The organism is Haloferax elongans ATCC BAA-1513 (genome assembly GCF_000336755.1).
Lineage (GTDB): Archaea > Halobacteriota > Halobacteria > Halobacteriales > Haloferacaceae > Haloferax > Haloferax elongans.
Genome location: NZ_AOLK01000023.1, coordinates 182,721 through 201,312, shown reverse-complemented (window position 1 = coordinate 201,312; position 18,592 = coordinate 182,721). Strand labels below are relative to the sequence as shown.

The window sequence follows — 18,592 nt, the reverse complement described above, 5'->3', positions numbered from 1 at the left end:
GACGCTCGTCGAACGACACTGAGAAAAAGCCGTCCCCGACCGAGTTATTCGGGGTGGACGAGCGACTCGGCTTCACGAACAGCGTCGCGCTCGCCGATGATAGTAATGCGGTCACCCTGCTGGAGTGTGAAGTCCGCTGCGGGAACGTTCGTATCGCCGTTTCGAGAGACGAGCGCGATGAGACACCCGTCGGGAAGTTCCGGTCCGACTTCTTTGATGGTCCGGCCGACGAGGGTTTCGGCAGTCATCTCGACCTCCTGTACGTCGCCGGAGCGACCGATTTCGCCCATCCAGTTGGACATCGATGGCCGTTCGATGTAGTTGTCCATCGCCTGCGCCGTGGCGATGGTCGACGAGATGGTCCGTACACCGAGTTCTTCGAACGCTTCGACGTTATCGGGGTTGTTGGCCCGCGCGAGAACGCTCTCGGGTTCGAACTTCGAGCTAGCGAGTTGCGACACCAGCAGGTTCACGTCGTCGTCACCGGTGGCGGCGACGACGACCTTGGCGTTCCCAGCGCCGGCCGACCTGAGTACGTCCGTGTCGGCTCCATCACCGTGATGGACGGTAAAGCCCTGATTGCGGGCGGTCTGTACTACTTCTTGGTCCTCTTCGATGAGGACCACGTTCTCTCCACGGTCTGCGAGGCGTTCGGCGAGCGCACGGCCCACCTTACCGCCTCCGATGACAAGTACACGCATTGGAATGACGTCGAGGTATTCTGCAATCTGACGGGCGAGTCCAGCCTCGAACACGACGGTCACGAGGATGACGAGAAAGACGGTGCCGACGAGGGTGTCGGCGGCCTCCGTCAGGCCCGCCGCCCGCAGTTGGATGGCGAACAGCGTCGCCACGGACGCGGGGATGATACCGCGCGGACCGACGAGGCTCATGAACCACTTCTCGCCCGTCGTGAAGCGGTCGCCGCGGGCTGAGAGGAACACGAGCGCTGGCCGGAGAACGAGGGCGACGACGGCGACGACGATGATGCCGCCGACACCGAGGTCGAGGAGAGTCCCGAAGTCCAGAAGCGCTGCGAGGGCGATAAAGACGAACGAGAGCACGAGCAGGGTGATGTCACCCTTGAACGCGGAAATCTCCTCTTCGTACGGTATCTCTACGTTTCCAAGGAGGATACCGGCGGTCGCCACCGCGGCGATGCCCGCTTCGGTGGCGATTAAGTCGGCCGCGCCGTAGGCGACGAGTGCGCCCGCGAGCGTGAGGAGTCGAGCGTTCTGCGGTGCGTTTCCGGGAGACAAGTCAACGTACCGGAGCACGTAGTACAGCGTCCCTGCAACGATTGCACCGACGACGACACCGATTCCTAATCGCTCTGCGAACAGCGCCACGAGGGCGTTCGGGTTAGTGACGCCTGCGAGGATGGCCTCGAAGATGACGACGGCGACGATAGCCGCCGTCACGTCGTTGACGATACCCTCGGTGTCGAGTGCCGCGCCGACTCGGTCACGAACCGGAACGACTTCGAGAATCGGCGCGATGACCGTCGGTCCCGTCGCAACGAGCAGTGCGCCGACGAGGAACGACACCATCCACGGTGCGCCGAGCGCGTAGTGGACGGCGAGTCCGGTCCCGATAAACGAGATTACCGCGCCGACGGTGACGAGTTTGAGCGTCGCTGCCGGTGCCTCTCGGAGCTTGTCGATTCGAAGGTGGAAGGCACCTTCGAAAACGATGATAGCGACCGAGAGACCGACGATTGCCTGCAGTGCGTTCCCGAACGAGTCGGAAGTAATGACCGCAAGCCCCTCTGGGCCGAGCAAAATGCCCGACGCGATGAGGAACACGACGCTGGGGACCTGAAATCGGTCCGAAAGCACCTGCGAGACAACGCCGACGCCGATGATTGCGGCGACGAGCGGTATGAGATGCGCTCCACCTCCGGCGGCCACTTATATCGCCTCCATTGATTCGGTTGTTGTGGCGACGGAAGATAAAAGCATACATCCCGGACGGCATTCTCCCCGCCAGGGGTAATTGATTGTGTAGAAAATGAGGATATAATATTGTTATTTAAAATTCTACTCGCTCGTCGCCTGTTCGCTCCGGTGTCGCTCTTCAGTCCGGTGGTTCGACTCCTCGTAGATAAGATTCACTTGGTCGGCGTACCGGTCGAGGATGTTCCGGCGCTTCTTTTTCATCGTCGGCGTCATCAGGTCGTTGTCCTCGGAGAACTCCTCGGGGACGACGCGGAACTGCTTGATTTTCTCGTAGGACTCGAACTGCTGGTTGGCGCGTTCGACTTCGGCGTCGATGCGCTCTTTGACTTTGTCGTGCCGACAGATGGCCTTCGGGTCGTCCGGCAGGTCGATACCCTCCTTGTCGGCCCACGACCGTAGGCCGTCGAAACTCGGGACGATGAGTGCAGAGACGAACTTCCGACCGTCGCCGAGGACCATGCACTGCTCGACGACGTCCGAAGAGGCGAACGCGTCCTCGATTGGGCCGGGAGCCACGTTCTTGCCAGTCGAGAGAACGAGAATCTGCTTGGCGCGCTCGCGGAAGGCGAGATAGCCGTCGGGTCGGAGTTCGACGATGTCGCCGGTGCGGAACCAGCGGTTTCCATCGTCGTCTTCCTCGAACGCCGCTTCGGTCTCTTCTGGGCGGTTCCAGTACCCCTCCGTGACGCTTGGTCCTCGGACGAGAAGCTCCCCGATGTCGCCGCCCGCGTCACCGAGTGTGTCGCCGACGACGGTCTTGTCGAGTTTTACCTCGACGTTGCGAAGCGGATAGCCGATAGTTCCAATCTTCGGCTCTTCGGGGGGGTTGACCGAGATGACCGGCGAGGTTTCGGTGAGGCCGTACCCCTCGAAGATTGGGAGTCCCATGCCGTGGTACAGCGCACAGAGTTCGGCCGAGAGGCTGCCGCCCCCGCTGATGAAGAACTCCATGTTGCCACCGAGTGCGTCTCGGACCTGTTCGAAGACGAGTCGGTCCGCGAGTTGGTGTTTAAGCTCGAGCAGGTAGCCGGGTGCTTCGGACGTGTGGTACTCTTTGCCGACGCCGACTGCCCACTCGAAGATGCGCTTCTTAAGCGGCGACTCGCTTGCTTGCGTCCGAATCGCGTCGTAGAGCTTCTCGTAGACGCGCGGGACGCTGGTTCCCGTCGTCGGCTGGACGAGTTGGAAGTCGTCGCGGAGCGTGTCCGGGCTCTCGGCGTATGCGACTGTGGCACCGGCCGCGAACATCATGAAGTGGCCAGCCATTCGCTCGAAGACGTGCGCGAGCGGGAGGAACGATAGTGCGACTGCGTCCGGACCGATGAACGGGGCGTCGTCTCTACCGGGGTGAGGTCCGAAGCGGCGGTAGCTCTCGTTGACGTTCGACCGGAAGTTCCAGTGGGTGAGCTTGACGCCCTTCGGCTGGCCGGTCGTCCCCGAGGTGTAGATGAGGCTCGCGAGGTCGTCCGGGTCGCGGGCGTCGAGCCACGATTCGTACGTTTCCTCGTCGAACACGTCTTCACCGCGGCGATACAGTTCGCCGAGCGTCAGAATGTCGTCGCGGTCGTCGTGGCCGTCGAACTCGTCCATGACGACGATGAATTTGAGGTCTAGGTCGTCTTCGACGGCGAGGACTCGCTCCAGTAGCTCCTCGTTTTCGACGACGGCGGCGTTCGCGCCGGGGTCGGAGAGAAGATACCGAACCTGCCGTTCCGACGACGAGGTGTAGACCGTGGTGACGGCGCCGCCAGCGGCGAGGACGGCGAAGTCGGTCTGTGCCCACTCCATGCGTGTGTGCGCGAAGAGTCCCACGCGGTCTTCGGCGTCGAGGCCGAGGTCACGGAACCCGGCGGCGAGCTTCCTGACGATGTCCTGCATGGACTCGTAGGTTAGCTCGGCGAAGTCGTTGCGGGGTGCTTTCGGGACGACGCCTTCGCTCACCAGCGACCGCTCGTAGACACCACCTTTGTACCGCTGTGCGGGGCGCGCGGCGTTTCGCGCCACACTCTCCTCGAACATTCGGGGGAGGGTCGTTCGACCGATGACGGGGTCATCGAACGCTGCCTCCGCGTCACGCCAATCCATATCCTATTAATAATGAATCAACATTTAAAACTATGTACGTTCGGTCGGTTTACTTGCCGGAGAAACGGGGTACGGTCCCGGACTACTGGGAATCGATGTAGTCGAGGTAGCCGAGGACGCCGCGAGCGTTCAGTCGCTCTTCGTCCTGTGCTTTGCGGACGCCCCAGACCTCGTCCATCTGAGTGTGTTCGACGAAGTGCTCGATGACCGCCTCGTCGTCGTCGAGTTCCTCGCGCTTCTGTCGAATCGCTTCGACCCACTCGACGAGGGTTCGTTTGTACGATTCGGCCAACTCCTCGGAGTATTCTTCCGACCCGAAGTGGCCGAAGCAGATGGTCTCGGGAGCGATGTCTTCGATGGTTCGCACGTCGTCGAGAGCCTTCTGAAGGTGGAACTGCGAGGGCGGCGTCGTCTGCCGAGCCGTTTTCGTGTTCGGTTCCCAGATACCCATCGCGTCGCCGACAAACAGCGCGTCGTCGCCGCTGTCGTGGTACATGACCTGATGCGGGGCGTGACCGGGGGCGTGGTGAACCGTAAGTGTGCGGTCGCCGAGGTCGATTTCGTCGCCGTCGGTGAGTCCCTCGACGCGGTCGTCGTCGATTGGGAGTGGTTCGTCGTAGAAGCGCCACTGGTCTTCGACGGCGGCTTTCGTCCCCTCGACGAGGCGCGTCGGGTCCACGAGGTGCGGCGCACCGATTTCGTGGGTCATCACTGTCGCGTCGGGGTAGCGCTCTGCGAGGTATCCCGCGCCGCCCGCGTGGTCGAGGTGCACGTGTGTCGGCAGGATGTACGCGAGGTCGTCGACGCCGACTTCGTCGAGCATGGCGAAGATGTGCTCGCGGTCGGCGGCGATGCCCGTGTCGATGAGCGCCGGTCGCTCGGCATCGATGAGATAGACCGAACCGTACTGTTCGACCTCGTACATGCCCGTATCGACGTAGTAGATATCAGTGCTGTTCGGCACCTGTTCGATGTCGCCAATCGCCATAGTTGACGGGCGTCACGGGAGCGGAAAAGCGTTCGGCCACCAGACACCCAATATGTTGATTACCCCTGACGGTCAAGGCCGGTTTATGTCTGAGCGCCACGGCGAATCGCTCGAAGACGTCGACATTGCCGACATTTCGCCGAAGGCGTGGCGACTGCTGCGGGTTGCGGCGGGCTACAACCAGCGTGCGGTCGAACGCGAAGTCGACAATCTGATGCAGGCGCACATCTCGATGCTGGAATCCGGTAGTCGCGGACTCTCTCAGTCTCGCCGCCGTGCGTTGTTCGTTCTCTACACTGCTGAACTCGACGACGAGCAGGTCGACGCCCTGTTAGAACACTTCTGAGTCGACCGCTTCCGACGCCGCTGCAGTCACGTCGCTCTCACACGTTTTCTCTTCTCCTCGCGGTTCTGGTTTCTCCTTGCGATTCTGGTGCCGTACTGCTACGTCCGTGAGCCGTGGCGACAAAGAATGGCCAGTTGTACCGTATTGAAAATAATTAAGTATGCGTATCGTTAGCAACAGAGTGTATCAATGATACGTAGCCTCACAACGTCCTCTCGCGGCAAAATAGTCATTTTCCTGATCGCATTCGTTGCGTCCCTGACGCTGGCTTTCGGCCCATCGTTCGAGGGGCTCTCGACCAGAGGTCAGTACGCACTCGCGACGATGGTCTTCGCCGGGGTGCTCTGGGTTACTGGTGCACTCCCACTTGCTGTGACGGCGCTGTCTATTCCAGTCCTACTGACGGCGTACGGTGTCTACGACGACATCGACCCGGCACTCGCAGGATTTGCTGACCACCTCATCTTCCTGTTCATCGCTGGGTTCATGCTCGCAAACGCGCTCCAGAAGTACAACATCGACCGCCGTATCGCACTGTGGCTCATGGCGGTGATGGGGTCGTCGCCACGGCGACTCATCCTCGCTATCATGGTCGCGACGGCGTTCCTGTCGATGTGGGTGTCGAACACTGCGACGACGGCGATGATGACACCAATCGCACTGGGTGTCCTCGCGCAGGTCCTCGGCCGTGACGAGGTGTACGACACAGACGCCAGCGGGGACGAGTTCTCCAACATGCAGATTGCGACGTTACTCGGGACTGCATACGCCGCGTCCGTCGGTGGCGTCGGGACACTCATCGGCACTCCTCCGAACGCAGTCGTCGCCACGCAACTCAACGCGCTCCTCGGCTACGATATCGGTTTCGCCGAGTGGCTGTTGGTCGGCCTCCCAATCGTTGTCATCACGCTTCCGTTGGTTTGGTACCTCCTCACCTTCCGCTTTTACCCGCCAGAAATCGACAACGTCGATGGTGCTCGCGAGCAGGCGCGCGAGTATCTCGCCGAAGAAGGCGCGCTCTCGACCCGTGGGCGACGTGTCGCATACATCTTCGCCGTCACGGCGGGGTTGTGGGTCGTCGGTGGTCTCGACATCATGTTCAAGGGCATCCTTTCGGACCCCGTGTTCAACACGCTCTTCGGGACAGACAAGGGGATGACACTCCTCGGCGTTGTCGGCCATCAGGGTCTCCTCTACTACGTGATGGTCGGCATGTTCGCGATTCCATCGCTCGTGCTTGCAGACACGATGGAGTGGGACGAACTCGTCGAGATTGACTGGGGGACGATTCTCCTGTTCGGTGGCGGTATCTCGCTCGCCGACGCGTTCGCAACGACTGGGGCGACGAAGTGGCTCGCGGAGGCCGTCTTCGGCTCACTTACCGGCGCACCTATCGTTCTCGTCGTCGGTGCCATCGTCCTGCTCGTTATCTTCCTCACGGAGATGACTTCGAACACCGCGACGGCGACGATTATCGTCCCGGTTCTCATCGGTATCGGGAGTATCTTCGCGGCGACGCTCGGCCTCTCAGAAGTCAGTGCCGCCGTCTTCTTGTCGGTCAGTGGCGCAATCGCTGCCTCCTTCGCGTTCGCGCTCCCCGTCGCGACGCCACCGAACGCTATCGTCTTCGGGAGTGGTCACCTCAAACAGTCGCACATGATGCGCGCCGGGACGGTACTCAACATCGTGATGACTGGCGTTTTGACCGTGCTCATCTGGATGATGTTCCAGTACGTCTGGCCGATGTTCCTCTGGTAGTCACCCGATTTGGTTGGCTACGCTCGTCTTCCTATCAATCGGTCGCCACAGACGCGACATCTGACTCGCTTTGCTCGGTGGCACCGACAACTGGCGATTCCCACACCACAGAACAGAGACTCGAAAACAGGTACACGCCGCCGATAGCCGCGACTGCGACGGTGGCGCTGGTCTGGTCGGCGACCACCCCACCGATGAGCATAACACGAGAGTCCCCCGTCAAGTTCATATAGTAAATTTGACAACGGTGTTCTGACAAGAAGGTTCTGATGCGCGACGTTTCCGAATTCAACGCCGAACACGGACTGGAACTCTCGCCCGAACTTCGGATGCTCGACCTCTCCTCGGAAGTCGGTGAACTCTCGAAAGAGGTCGTCGATGCGCAGGATTACGGCCAAACCGAGTTCGAGCGAACTGATGACCTCGTCGACGAGTTCGGCGACGTGTACTACTCGCTTCTGTCGCTGGCGGCCGAACTCGACATCGACGCCGAGGCGGCACTCGCTGCGAGTCTCGACAAGTATCAAGAACGGATGTCGGCGAGCGGTGACGCAGGCTCCGGAGAGTAAGTCGGTGAACTGAGCCGCCTTTTGGTCGGCGGCCCCGTCCCGAATCGAACCGCGCGATGCGATACGATTTTCCCGCATACACGAGAACCACGAACCAATGATAGACAGGAAACTGCTCCGTGACGACCCGGAGCGTGTCCGAGACGCACTCGACGCTCGCGGCAACGACGGGGTCGACGTCGACCACGTCCTCGACGTGTACGACGAGTGGCGCTCGCTGAAAGCAGACGGTGACGACCTGCGACACGAGCGAAACGAGGTCAGCCAGAAGATTGGCACGCTCAAGCAGGAGGGCAAAGACGAGGAAGCACAGGAAGCCATCGAGCGGTCGAGCGAACTCAAAGAGGAACTGCAGGAACTCGAAGCCCGCGCCGACGAACTCGAAGCGGAACTCGACGAGGCACTCCTCGAAATCCCGAACCTCCCGCACGAATCGGTCCCGGTCGGCACCGACGAATCGGAGAACGTCGAAGTTCGACGCGAGGGGTTCGACGACCTGCGTGACCTCCCGGACGAGGTGACACCCCACTACGACCTCGGCGAAGAACTCGACATCATCGACGAGGCGCGCGCCGCGAAGACGACCGGCTCGGGCTTTTACTTCCTCAAGGGCGAGGGCGCGATGCTCGAACACGCGCTCATCCAGTTCATGCTGGACGTCCACCGCGAGCAGGACTACGTGGACCTCTTCCCGCCGGTCCCGGTCAAGACCACCTCGATGGTCGGCACCGGTCAACTTCCGAAGTTCGCCGACGACGCCTACCGCATCGGCGGGTCGGAGACCGAAGACTACGAGGACGACGACCTCTGGCTCTGTCCGACCGCTGAAGTCCCGGTCACGAACATGTACCGCGACGAGATTCTGCTGAAGGACGACCTGCCGCTGAAGCACCAGGCCTACACGCCGAACTTCCGCCGCGAGGCCGGTGAACACGGGACCGAGACGCGCGGTATCGTTCGCGTCCACCAGTTCAACAAGGTCGAACTCGTCAACTTCGTCGAACCCGAGGAGTCGTACGACCGACTCGAAGCCCTCCTCGACGAAGCGGCCGAAGTCCTCGAACAACTCGGCCTCCCGTACCGCGTGCTCTCGCTTTGTACCGGCGACCTGACCTTCGCGTCGGCGAAGACCTACGACCTCGAAGTCTGGGCACCCGGCACCGAGTCGGACGACAGCCCCGACGGCTACGGCGGTCGCTGGCTCGAAGTCTCGTCGGCCTCGAACTTCGAGGACTTCCAGGCGCGTCGCGCCGGCCTTCGCTACCGCCCCGAGCGCCACGAGTCGGCCGAGTACCTCCACACGCTCAACGCGTCGGGCACGGCCGTCGGCCGCATCATGGTCGCGCTGCTCGAATACTACCAAAACGAGGACGGAACCGTGGACGTGCCCGAAGTCCTCCAGCCCTACATGGGCGGCCGCGAGGTCATCGAGGGCCACGAGCCGGTCGGTGAGGCGGCCGTCGGCGCTGGCAAGAAAGACTAACGCAGTCTTTGCGATTTCTGCGGTTTCTGCAGTCTCCGCGGTCTCTTATCCGACATCACTTCTGTTTCGACGGCCTCGTTCTCTCTTAGTTCGGCGTGCGTGTGAACGTCTTCAACTCGACTAACTTCCCCTCTCGCGCCCGAAACCGGTCAAGAAAGACGAATAGTTCGTCGCCGGTGCTATCTTCGAGGTGGCCGCGGACGACGATTTCGTCGCCGTGTTTCGACTGGATGTACTGGTCGATAACGTGGGTCGTCTCCGTCTGCGGTCGCCCATCGCGCATGAACGAGACGAACTCGTCGCGGCCGTCGAGGGTCATATCTTCCCGGTCGTGGACGAACGTCGGGCACAGAAGCTCCTGAAGCGTGTCGTACCCGTGGTCGTCGAGCGCCGTGTAGTACAGTCGCGCGAGATACGTGGCGTCGGGATGCACGGCGGGTGTTCGGGTTCGGATGGGAAGAATCCGCCGCCTGCGACCGCGGTTTCGGGTTGCACACGCGTTCGTCACGTTCGGGACGCTTTTCTCTCACACCCGCTTACGGCCGGTGTGGACCTGCACGTTCGATACGAGGGCGACGACGACCCGAAGAAGTGCACGGCGAAGAAGCTCGAACGGTTCGACATGGCCGCCCTCCACGGCTCGGACCGCGCGACGCCCTACGGCGTCGTCCTCAACCCTCATGCGGAGAAAGCGCTGTCTCCCGCCGACAGAGACACGGGCGCGCTCGTCGCGCTCGACTGCTCGTGGGAGTCGGCCGGAGAGGCGATGTTCTCGCTTCCCGGTGAGCACCGCGCACTGCCGTATCTCGTCGCCGCCAACCCAGTGAACTTCGGGCGACCGATGCAACTCACGACGGTCGAAGCCCTCGCCGCCGCACTCGTCATCTTCGGCGAGAAGCCGCAGGCCGAGGAGATTCTCTCGAAGTTCAACTGGGGACACACCTTCCTCGAACTCAACGAAGAACCCCTGCGCCGGTATTCGGAGTGTGAGGATTCGACCGAAGTCGTCGAGATTCAGCAGGAGTACCTGGACCGCGCGGAGTGAATCTGCGGCCTCTCTCGGGGACACCCCGCCGAAAAAGCGGACGACGTTCAGTCTCGCGGTGACGCCTTGTGTCACGTCGTTCCCAGCATCGTGCGCTGACAGCTTTATTCTCTGTCACGCGGTACCTAGACGCATGGATGACGTTCAGTCGGCTCCCAGAACCGAGCTACATGGCGTGTCGCCGGAAGAAGCGTTCGCAATTCTTGGGGACGAGACGCGACTGAACATCGTCCGAACGCTGTGGCGGGCCGGTGCCCTCCACGAATACGACGATATCGACGACAGCGCGTCGGCGTTGTCGTTCTCGGAGTTGCGTCGACGCGTCAACGTCGGCGACAACGGCCGATTCAACTACCATCTCTCGAAGCTGGTTCCACACTTCGTGCGAAAGACCGACGATGGGTACCGGCTGAGTGGTGGTGGCAAGCGCATCGCGCGAGCAGTCGTCACGGTTGCGGGGGAACACGGGACTGAAATCACCGGTGCAGTGAATTCCGATTGCCCCGTCTGTGGCGGTGCAATCGAGGCGACCTACGAAGACCAGTGGCTCCGATTTTCCTGTACCGAGTGTGCCGGACTGTTCGGTGACGTGGCTCCCAAAGGGACACTCTTGAACGCGCCGTTTCCCACACCCGGATTAGCCAATCGGACACCCGACGACCTGCTTGCGACCGAGCTCTATCGGTGCATGTCGGATTTAACGCACATGGTGCAGGGCGTCTGCCCCGAGTGTGCGAGTGCTGTCCGGGGAACTCTCTCGGTGTGCGAGACACACGACGCGACTCCCGGGCGGTCCTGTCCGGCCTGTGCGACTCCCTTCGTCGCGTGGGGCGAACTGCGGTGTGAGACGTGTCGATTCGCCAAACGGCTGCCAATCGAACTCTGTGTGATGGGACTCGCCCCCGTTATCGGGTTCTTGTATGCACAGGGAACCAACGTGCTCGCCCCTTCGCTCGATGACCTCTTCGACCTCGTCCAGTCGCAGGTAGTCACTACTGTCACCGAAACCCCACGTGGCGTACGCACTACAATCGGTACTGAGGGCGATACCCTGACGCTGACGCTGGACGAACACCTGTCGGTCGTCGAAATTTCCCAGTAGCAGTACCAACTGCTCGACTTCTGTGCACGTCCACGTTGCTGTCGCAACGTTCCAGTAGAATGAGAGAAGAGCCTTTCACTAGTTTTTCTGAGAGAAATGTCATTCTCCAAACACTCATGCTCGAATCTGTCGTACGAATAACTGACCATGTCGGATACGACAACACTGAAAACGTTCGGTCTCGACGAACTCGAACTGCTCAGAGGGACCCAACCCGGTTCGGGAATGGACGTGCGGGTGAATTTTCCCTTCTCACCATCGTTCCCTGCGTCAACTGGGCTAGAACTCGAAGGCGGGCACAACATCGTCTACTTCGAACTTGACCCCGGACAGCAACTGGGGACACACACCGACAGCCCCGAGGAGATTATCGTCTGTCTCGAGGGGTCGCGCGTTGACGTGTGGGTCGGCGACGAGACGGGGTCAATCGAGGGGGGCGAGTTGGCTGTGATTCCACCACTGGCACCCCACGGATTCCACAACAGGGGTGAGCACACTGCTCGGTTCCTCGGCTTCTTCTCGGACCGGGTGACCATCTCGGAGTTCGAGGAACCAGTCGAACCGTTCGGAGAGGCGGTCCTCAAAACGTAGCGATGCCATCGCAAGAATCCCCGAATGCGGGTCGAGTGCAGGCTGAGACCGAACTCGAAGTGGTTGCCAGCGCGTACGTGAAGATGTGGAACGACCGGGACTACGCGGCGATTCCGCGACTGGTTTCGGAGTCGTTCGTCATGTACGACCCTGCTGCGTCAGCGGCAGAGATACCGGGCCCGAAGGGAGAGGTTCACGGACGAGACGGGCTCCGACAGTTCATGGAGTTGCTAACCACGTCGTTCTCCGATTTCGAGATTACAGTCCTCGAAATGCTCACGGGCGAGGATGTCGCCATGTACGAGGTCCAACTGACGATGACCCACGACGGTCCTCTCGGTGCCCTCCCTCCAACCGGGCGACAAGTCCAACTTCGCGGCGTCTCGATACTGCGCATCGACGCGGGGATAATCACCGAACACCGCTTCCACACGAACATGACCGAGGCGACCGAGCAACTCGGTTTGACCTTCCCGCAGATACTCGGTCAACTCCCAAAACTCGTCGTCGGCAAAGCGAGACGAGCGCTCTGAGCTGTCTGGGCGGGTGCCGTCCTGTCTTCAGCATCCCGTTGCTGACTTCTCCGATACCCTCTGAGGCCCCGCCAGAACCGACCGTTGCAATCAGCTCTTGACCCACGCCCCGACAGCCCCGGCGATGGCGCTGTCGATAGCAAACAGCAGCGTCAGCACGATGCCTGCAACGAGGACGCCGAGGCCGCCGAGGAGCCCACCGAGCGGCCCACCGGCCAGTCCGAGTAGACCGCCGAGTGTCGCCGCGAGAACAGACACGATGATGCCCGCCACCGACCCAGCGACGAGTCCGTGCCACGCGCCGTTGCCAAGCGTTCCACCGGCCAGATAACCGGCCGCGAATCCACCGAGGAGACCAGCCCCGATTTGGCCGAGAATCGGAATCGAGAGGCCACCAGTTCCGACGACGAGGATGACGACGAAGCCGACGGCGACCGCTTTCCAGTTGGTCATAGTCGCAGTAGACCATCGCCGGGCATGAGCTTCGTGGCGAAACCGCGCCCACCCGTGCGACGCCCAGCCACGCCAAATTCAGCGTCCGAGGCGTCGAAACCCAAACGGACGCGCTTTTACGCCTCGACCGTGTAGCGGGTTGCAATGATTTTCGAGTCTCTCCCGACCACGCCCCGGTCGGACGAACTCATCGATAAGGCCTTCTCGCGGGCCGCGCGCACGGGGCGAGCGAAGCAGAACAAGTTGGAGGCTCAGCAGTCGATGCTCCAGACCGCCTCGAATATTCTCTCGGACAATCTGGAGAACGTCGTCGTCGAGTGGCCGGACTTCGAACTGGTCGACCCGTTCTACTACGAACTCGCCGACGCCATCGTCGACGTCGACGAACTCCGAAAGAGTCTCTCGGAAGTGATGTGGGCCTCGCGCCAAATCGACAATCTCGCCCGCGAGTACCAGTCGAAGCTCCGCAAGACCGACGCCGACACCGCGCGCAAGCACCGAAAGCAGGCGTTCGCCCGCATGGCCAGCGTCGTCGAGGAAGTCGAAGACGACCTGCTCCGCCTCGGTGAAGCCCGCGACGCGCTGAAGACGCTCCCCGACATCCGCCCCGACGAACCGGCACTGGTCGTCGCCGGGTACCCCAACGTCGGAAAGTCGTCGTTCGTCAACGACGTGACTCGCGCGTCGAACGAAATCGCCCGCTACCCCTTCACGACGAAGGGTGTCCAAATCGGCCACTTCGAACGCGACCGCATCCGCTACCAGATTATCGACACGCCGGGGCTTCTCGACCGCCCGGAAGAAGACCGCAACGACATCGAGCGACAGGCCGTCAGCGCGCTCGAACACCTCGCCGACGCCGTCCTCTTCGTCGTGGACGCGAGCGGGGAGTGTGGCTACCCAATCGAGTCGCAACTCGAACTCCGTGACGCCGTGAAGACGCGCTTCGAACAGCGCGACATTCCGGTGCTCACCGTCTGCAACAAGAGCGACCGCTCGACCGACGTCGAAGCGGACCTGTACATGAGCGTCGAGACGGGCGAGAACGTCGAGGAAGTCCTCGACGCCGCCGTGGAGGCGGTCGGCTTCGAACCCGACATCCCGCCGTCGCGTAACGAGTAGTCCGGTAGCGAACACTGAGCGCGGGTTTGTATCGAAGTCGAACCCGACCCGAGTTCGGACTCGGACGCTGTTTTCACGGACGTCGTGCTAAAAAGAGTGTAGATGAGGCCTCTACTCGGCCGTGTAGACCATTTCGACCGTCGCCGAGACGGTCACGGGACCGGGCGAGAGTTCGGTCGGTGCGCCGGAACTGCCGCGGGCGTCTTCGGCGAAGGCAACCGGGTACGGGCCGGGTGAACTGCTGCCGCCGACGTTCGCGGTGTGGACGCCCGTGATGGACAGGTCGGCGGCGCTGGCGACTGCGTCGGCGTCGGACTTGGCTGAATCGACGGCCTTCGTCAGGGCTTCCGAGCGGAGGTCGTCGCGCGTCTCGTCGGTAAGGGTGAACTGCACGCCGCGAATCTCGGACGCACCGGCACCGACTGCGAGGTCGATGACTTCACCGGCGCGGTCGGGCGCGACTTCGACAGTCAGCGAGTGGACGGCGCGGTAGCCGACGAGTTCGCGCTTCTCGCCGCCGTAGTCGTACTCGGGATAGATGTGGAAGCCGGAACTCTGAATCGAATCCTCGGCGATGCCCGCTTCGGTGAGTGCGTCGCGGACGGCGGCGACGTCTTCGGCGACGGTGCCACGGGCTTCGTCAGCCGAATCTGCGGTGGCGGTCACGCCGACAGAGATGACCGCGAGGTCGGCTTCTGCTGTGACCTCACCGGTACCGGTGGTCGAGATAGTCGTCGCGTCGGTTCCCGCTTCGCCGCCAGCCGTCTGGAGCGGGGCGGAGAGACACCCTGCGAGCAAGACGAGGCTCGCAAAGAGGAATGGTGCAATGATGCGTCGGTTCATATCTCTCCTGACGTCAGGTGAGATATTCAACTCGCGCTAGAGACAAAGAGTCGTTGTACTCTTCGATACGTCGGAGACGAGAGCGCGACTCAGCTATCGACGGCGACGTAGCGGACTTCAACGTCGATTTCGTTTGCGGCCCACGGCGTCAGTGGGTCGGGCGCGACCGCGTTGATTCGCTCTGTGAGTTCGGCTTGGACTTGCGGTGGGTCACCCCACGGGTCGTAGCCGACAGTCACGACGACCGCCGACGGCTCTTGGAGTGGCCCGCCGTCGTATCTGACGTCGAGTTCTAACAGCCGCGTGTCGGTGTCGTCGAGAACGTCTTGGACCGCTGTCTCTGCGTCGGCTTGGAAGCCCGCGTTTCGGTAAGTCGTGTACGTGACCGTTCCGAGGAACGACGAAAGGACGAGCAACCCGAGGCCGAGGGCTGCGATGCGAAACAGCGTGGTCCGCCGGGCTTTGCTCTGGCGGAACCAGCGTTCGGGGCGGTAGCCTTGCTGCCAGAGGACGGCGATAGCGACGAAGTTGACAGAGAGAAAGTTGACGAGGACGAGGATGGCCGAGCCGACCACCGACTCCGGCGTCCCCCACGCGATGCCGATGCCGACAACAGCGGTTGGTGGAACCAACGCGGCGGCAATCATGACGCCCACGAGCGCCGTCGAAACGCCCGATGAGAGTGAGATTGCGCCGGCAGCACCCGCACCGAGAGCGATGGCCAACGAGAGCACGTCAGGTGAGAGCCGTTCGCTGACTTCGGGAATCGACAGTACCTCGGGAGTCGCAAGCGGGACGGCACCCGTCTCTTTGAGAACGAGGGCGAACAACGCGGCCGACCCGACCGCTAATATGCCGCCCAATCCCTGCAGACGGACGCCGCGGATGAACATCTCGTCGTCGTCGACGACTGTGCCGACGCTGGCGGCCATTGCCGGGCCGACGAGCGGTGCGATGACCATCGACCCGACGACGACGGCAGGCGAATCGAGGAGCAACCCGGCGGTGGCGACGACGGCCGAGATGACCGTCATGATGACGAACGTCGGCAACGACGGCGCGAGGTTCTCTGCCTTGGACGCCAGTTCCTCACGCGAGATACGGTCGCCGTTGTCTTCGTCTTCTTCGTACTTCTCTTGTAGCTGGTCGAAACGGGTCGATGCGACTGTCTCAGCACTCACGACGACCGTGTAGGCGTCGCGTTCGACGCCTGCCTCTCGCAGTCGCTCTAACACCGGCTCGACGGCTTCCTTGGGAACCGGGAAGGTGACGACGGCGACGAAGTCCCGGCCGGACGTCTCCTCGGAGACGGCGTAGTCTACGCCCTCTTCGTCGAGCGTCCGCAGGACCGTCTTGCGCTTGCCGGTCGGAACCAGAACTTGGACGAGGCGCACGCTCTCACCTCTCTCCGGGCGGGCAAATAAACACGGGTGCTCGTGTTGTACGACCCCGAATCTGACGGCTGCTTATTCGGGGCGGAGGCGCTGCAAGACAGGCATCTCTTCGACCTGTTCGTCGGAGAGTGCACTCCAGTCGATTCCGGTCGGCCGGGCGTACGGCGTCTCGGTTCGAATCGTTCGCTCCGGCGTGACGACGATATCCATCGGAACGTCGTGGGCGTCGGGGTCGGGAGCGTCGTCACGAACCTGCATCTCGTGGACCGTCGTCGCGATAGTCGTCTCGTCGGAGACGGCTCCGAGGCCTCGGAGGACCGCGAATTCGAGGTCGCTGAACCCCTCCCCTTTGCCGATTCGTGCACCGGACTCGGTGACGGCGACCGAGCCTGAGACGACGAGGTCGATGTCGGGGAGGCCGTCGGGGCCGACCTTCTCTGCGTACTGTTCGACGTGCGAGACAGTCGGGGCGCTGTCGAGATTGTCGTCGTCGATTCGCGCCGGGTCGAGTTCGTAGAAACACTGCTCGTCACGGAGGCGTGGAACCGCCATGTAGACCGTCTTCCCCTCGCGAAGTGCACGCCGCCGAACCGGGAGTTGTGGCGCGTCTGGGTTCGCCTTTATTGCCGCCGACTCGGCCCATTCCTGTGTCTCGGCGAGTCGGGCCGCCGCATCACCCGCGCCGGCGTAGTTCGGAATCCGACCGTGGGGTGGAAACGGGAATCGAGCCTCGCCTGAGTCCTCTAGTCGGTCCCAGACCGCCTCCCGCAACGCGTCTTTGTCCATCGTACTCGCGTGTACTCGACAGTCGGGGGAATAGGCTCCGTGTTCGAACTCTCATCTACGCGAAACGATTTTCCAGCACCTTCACGAATGTTTGTGTATGTTTGTCCGCGCCGCGAGACACGAGGACGTACCGGACATCGCCCACATCTGCGCGACTGGGTGGCGTGATGCGACCGCCGACATCGTCGCCGACGAGAACGTCGAGGCGACGGTCGAAACACGGTTCGAGACGTCCCGACTGGAACGCGAGGTTCGACGCGCGGACGACATGCACGGGTGGGTTGTCGCCGTCGAAGACGGTCGAGTCGTCGCGGCCGGAGGTGGGGGATTGACGGGGACGAAATCGGGTGAGGTCTTCGCGCTCCACGTCCGGCCGGACGCTCGGGGCAGCGGTGCTGGCACGGCGCTCTTGCGGACGATTACGGCCCAACACGTGGTCGGCGGGGCTCGCGAACAGTGGGCATCCTGTCTCGACGGCGACGAGGAGACACTCGCGTTTTACCGAGCGCGCGGGTTCGACGTCACTGGCCAAGCACAACACGACGCGCTCCCGACCGAATCACTGCAACTCGTCAGGGAAATCTGAGTCGGTTCGATGCTGTCTTCGTTTGCACATCTGACGTTCCGCACTCATTCGAAGTCGGCAGCCGACCGCGACAACAGTACCTTCCGGAGGACGGTGTCGGCACCGCGTCGGACGCGCTCTGAGGCTGCTTGTGGACTGATGCTGAGTTGGTCGGCAACGTCTCCGAGTGTTGTTTGCCGAGGGACTTCGAAGTAGCCGTCTTCGACGGCGACCACGAGGGCTTCCTGTTGTTCCGGGGTGATGTCGAACGTCAGCACGCCGGTTTCCCCGTCCGCGAGCGAGTAGATGCGCTCGACGTGGAAGTCGATATCTTCTGCCTGACTGAGGTTGTGGAACTCCGTGAGTCCAGCGTGGTCGTTGAAGCGAAGGCGGAAGAACCACGGGTCGTTCCCGTGCGCTTCCAGAATAGTCGCTTGACTCTCGGTGAGGATGTTTGTGAGGCTCGATACGGTGTCTCCCCAGAAGACGTGGTACAGAACTCTGTCCCCGACTCGTGCGACCGCAGTCAGGTCGTCGACGATTCGATTCTCTCGGACGCTCGCTTCGAACAACTCGAAATCTGCTCCCTCTGCCCAGAAAAACGGCATGACCTCCCCACCGGTCGGGACGACACGTTCGAGGCTGATGTGGATACCGTCTTGGACAGCTGTCACCCGGCCAAGGTCGAAATCCTGAGAGTCAATCGTCAATTCGACGAGTACGGCCATATACGATGTGCGTTCTCTTGGAGACGACTTGAATCCCGATGTGGGTTCGTTGAGAAATCAAGAGAGAAAGCGACGATGCCTACAGTCTGTTTTGAATGGCCTGAGTACGAAAGCACAACGAGAAACCGGTTTGCTTGCAAGCAACACACTGGGTGCACAGTTATGAACACACAGCGACACCGTTCACCGACCGCGACCACCGGTTACGGGGGGGTGACTGACGCGTCGGCGTCCGGTGTATCG

General features: G+C 62.0%; 20 protein-coding genes. 10 read left to right on the top strand and 10 right to left on the bottom strand.

The genetic code is table 11. The annotated features are described in order from the left end of the window. Positions 1 to 44 precede the first annotated feature (44 nt). The 3 genes from C453_RS17595 to C453_RS17585 all read right to left on the bottom strand — a co-directional run bounded on the left by C453_RS17595 (position 45) and on the right by C453_RS17585 (position 5,031). Positions 45 to 1,910: a cation:proton antiporter domain-containing protein gene (locus C453_RS17595; RefSeq protein ID WP_008326654.1), complete on the bottom strand. Its 1,866-nt coding sequence runs from the start codon at positions 1,908 to 1,910 to the stop codon at positions 45 to 47. A gap of 129 nt (positions 1,911 to 2,039) precedes the next feature. Then, positions 2,040 to 4,043: an AMP-dependent synthetase/ligase gene (locus C453_RS17590; RefSeq protein ID WP_008326653.1), complete on the bottom strand. Its 2,004-nt coding sequence runs from the start codon at positions 4,041 to 4,043 to the stop codon at positions 2,040 to 2,042. An 82-nt stretch (positions 4,044 to 4,125) separates the two neighbouring features. After that, positions 4,126 to 5,031, bottom strand: a complete 906-nt coding sequence (locus C453_RS17585) for an MBL fold metallo-hydrolase (protein ID WP_008326652.1) — start codon at positions 5,029 to 5,031, stop codon at positions 4,126 to 4,128. An 85-nt stretch (positions 5,032 to 5,116) separates the two neighbouring features. Here C453_RS17585 and C453_RS17580 point away from each other — a divergent pair, with 85 nt between their 5' ends. Both C453_RS17580 and C453_RS17575 read left to right on the top strand, forming a co-directional pair. Then, positions 5,117 to 5,377: a hypothetical protein gene (locus C453_RS17580; protein WP_008326651.1), complete on the top strand. Its 261-nt coding sequence runs from the start codon at positions 5,117 to 5,119 to the stop codon at positions 5,375 to 5,377. 189 nt (positions 5,378 to 5,566) lie between these two features. Next, a complete protein-coding gene (locus C453_RS17575) occupies positions 5,567 to 7,135 on the top strand; it encodes an SLC13 family permease (RefSeq protein WP_008326650.1) in 1,569 nt (522 codons plus the stop codon). A 34-nt stretch (positions 7,136 to 7,169) separates the two neighbouring features. Here the strand turns inward: C453_RS17575 and C453_RS20060 are convergent, their stop codons facing one another. Next, complete coding sequence (locus C453_RS20060) at positions 7,170 to 7,364, bottom strand: hypothetical protein (RefSeq protein WP_152418095.1); 195 nt, start codon at positions 7,362 to 7,364, stop codon at positions 7,170 to 7,172. A gap of 40 nt (positions 7,365 to 7,404) precedes the next feature. On the opposite strand from C453_RS20060, the gene C453_RS17570 reads away from it, so the two are divergent. Beyond that, positions 7,405 to 7,704 (top strand): MazG nucleotide pyrophosphohydrolase domain-containing protein, encoded by a 300-nt coding sequence (locus C453_RS17570; RefSeq protein ID WP_007541727.1) that lies wholly within the window; start codon positions 7,405 to 7,407, stop codon positions 7,702 to 7,704. Positions 7,705 to 7,801: 97 nt separating this feature from the next. Beyond that, positions 7,802 to 9,187: a serine--tRNA ligase gene (gene serS, locus C453_RS17565; RefSeq protein ID WP_008326649.1), complete on the top strand. Its 1,386-nt coding sequence runs from the start codon at positions 7,802 to 7,804 to the stop codon at positions 9,185 to 9,187. An 85-nt stretch (positions 9,188 to 9,272) separates the two neighbouring features. Here serS and C453_RS17560 read toward each other — a convergent pair whose 3' ends face one another. Further along, on the bottom strand, positions 9,273 to 9,620 hold the full coding sequence (locus C453_RS17560; protein WP_008326648.1) for a nuclear transport factor 2 family protein: 348 nt from the start codon (positions 9,618 to 9,620) through the stop codon (positions 9,273 to 9,275). 114 nt (positions 9,621 to 9,734) lie between these two features. Here C453_RS17560 and C453_RS17555 point away from each other — a divergent pair, with 114 nt between their 5' ends. From C453_RS17555 to C453_RS17540, 4 genes are all read left to right on the top strand, one after another. After that, positions 9,735 to 10,232: a DUF367 family protein gene (locus C453_RS17555; RefSeq protein ID WP_008326647.1), complete on the top strand. Its 498-nt coding sequence runs from the start codon at positions 9,735 to 9,737 to the stop codon at positions 10,230 to 10,232. A gap of 133 nt (positions 10,233 to 10,365) precedes the next feature. Then, a complete protein-coding gene (locus tag C453_RS17550; RefSeq protein WP_008326646.1) occupies positions 10,366 to 11,334 on the top strand; it encodes a DUF7351 domain-containing protein in 969 nt (322 codons plus the stop codon). A 147-nt stretch (positions 11,335 to 11,481) separates the two neighbouring features. Continuing rightward, entirely contained in the window at positions 11,482 to 11,925 is a 444-nt protein-coding gene (locus C453_RS17545) for a cupin domain-containing protein (protein WP_008326645.1), read from the top strand. 2 nt (positions 11,926 to 11,927) lie between these two features. After that, complete coding sequence (locus tag C453_RS17540) at positions 11,928 to 12,458, top strand: ester cyclase (protein ID WP_152418094.1); 531 nt, start codon at positions 11,928 to 11,930, stop codon at positions 12,456 to 12,458. A gap of 90 nt (positions 12,459 to 12,548) precedes the next feature. On the opposite strand, the gene C453_RS17535 is transcribed toward C453_RS17540, so the two are convergent. Next, the gene (locus C453_RS17535) at positions 12,549 to 12,911 is read right to left on the bottom strand and encodes a DUF5518 domain-containing protein (protein WP_008326642.1); all 363 of its coding nucleotides are present in this window, start codon (positions 12,909 to 12,911) and stop codon (positions 12,549 to 12,551) included. 144 nt (positions 12,912 to 13,055) lie between these two features. On the opposite strand from C453_RS17535, the gene C453_RS17530 reads away from it, so the two are divergent. Continuing rightward, a complete protein-coding gene (locus C453_RS17530; RefSeq protein ID WP_008326641.1) occupies positions 13,056 to 14,033 on the top strand; it encodes an NOG1 family protein in 978 nt (325 codons plus the stop codon). Between the two features lie 111 nt (positions 14,034 to 14,144). Here C453_RS17530 and C453_RS17525 read toward each other — a convergent pair whose 3' ends face one another. From C453_RS17525 to C453_RS17515, 3 genes are all read right to left on the bottom strand, one after another. Further along, positions 14,145 to 14,876 carry an SIMPL domain-containing protein gene (locus C453_RS17525; protein WP_008326640.1) on the bottom strand — a complete coding sequence of 244 codons (732 nt, stop codon included), beginning with the start codon at positions 14,874 to 14,876 and terminating at the stop codon, positions 14,145 to 14,147. Positions 14,877 to 14,965: 89 nt separating this feature from the next. Beyond that, entirely contained in the window at positions 14,966 to 16,270 is a 1,305-nt protein-coding gene (locus C453_RS17520; RefSeq protein ID WP_008326639.1) for a TIGR00341 family protein, read from the bottom strand. Positions 16,271 to 16,342: 72 nt separating this feature from the next. Continuing rightward, positions 16,343 to 17,056 (bottom strand): 5-formyltetrahydrofolate cyclo-ligase, encoded by a 714-nt coding sequence (locus tag C453_RS17515; RefSeq protein WP_008326638.1) that lies wholly within the window; start codon positions 17,054 to 17,056, stop codon positions 16,343 to 16,345. Positions 17,057 to 17,153: 97 nt separating this feature from the next. Here C453_RS17515 and C453_RS17510 point away from each other — a divergent pair, with 97 nt between their 5' ends. Then, the gene (locus tag C453_RS17510) at positions 17,154 to 17,642 is read left to right on the top strand and encodes a GNAT family N-acetyltransferase (RefSeq protein ID WP_008326637.1); all 489 of its coding nucleotides are present in this window, start codon (positions 17,154 to 17,156) and stop codon (positions 17,640 to 17,642) included. 44 nt (positions 17,643 to 17,686) lie between these two features. Here the strand turns inward: C453_RS17510 and C453_RS17505 are convergent, their stop codons facing one another. Continuing rightward, the gene (locus C453_RS17505; protein ID WP_008326636.1) at positions 17,687 to 18,349 is read right to left on the bottom strand and encodes a helix-turn-helix domain-containing protein; all 663 of its coding nucleotides are present in this window, start codon (positions 18,347 to 18,349) and stop codon (positions 17,687 to 17,689) included. Positions 18,350 to 18,592 lie beyond the last annotated feature (243 nt).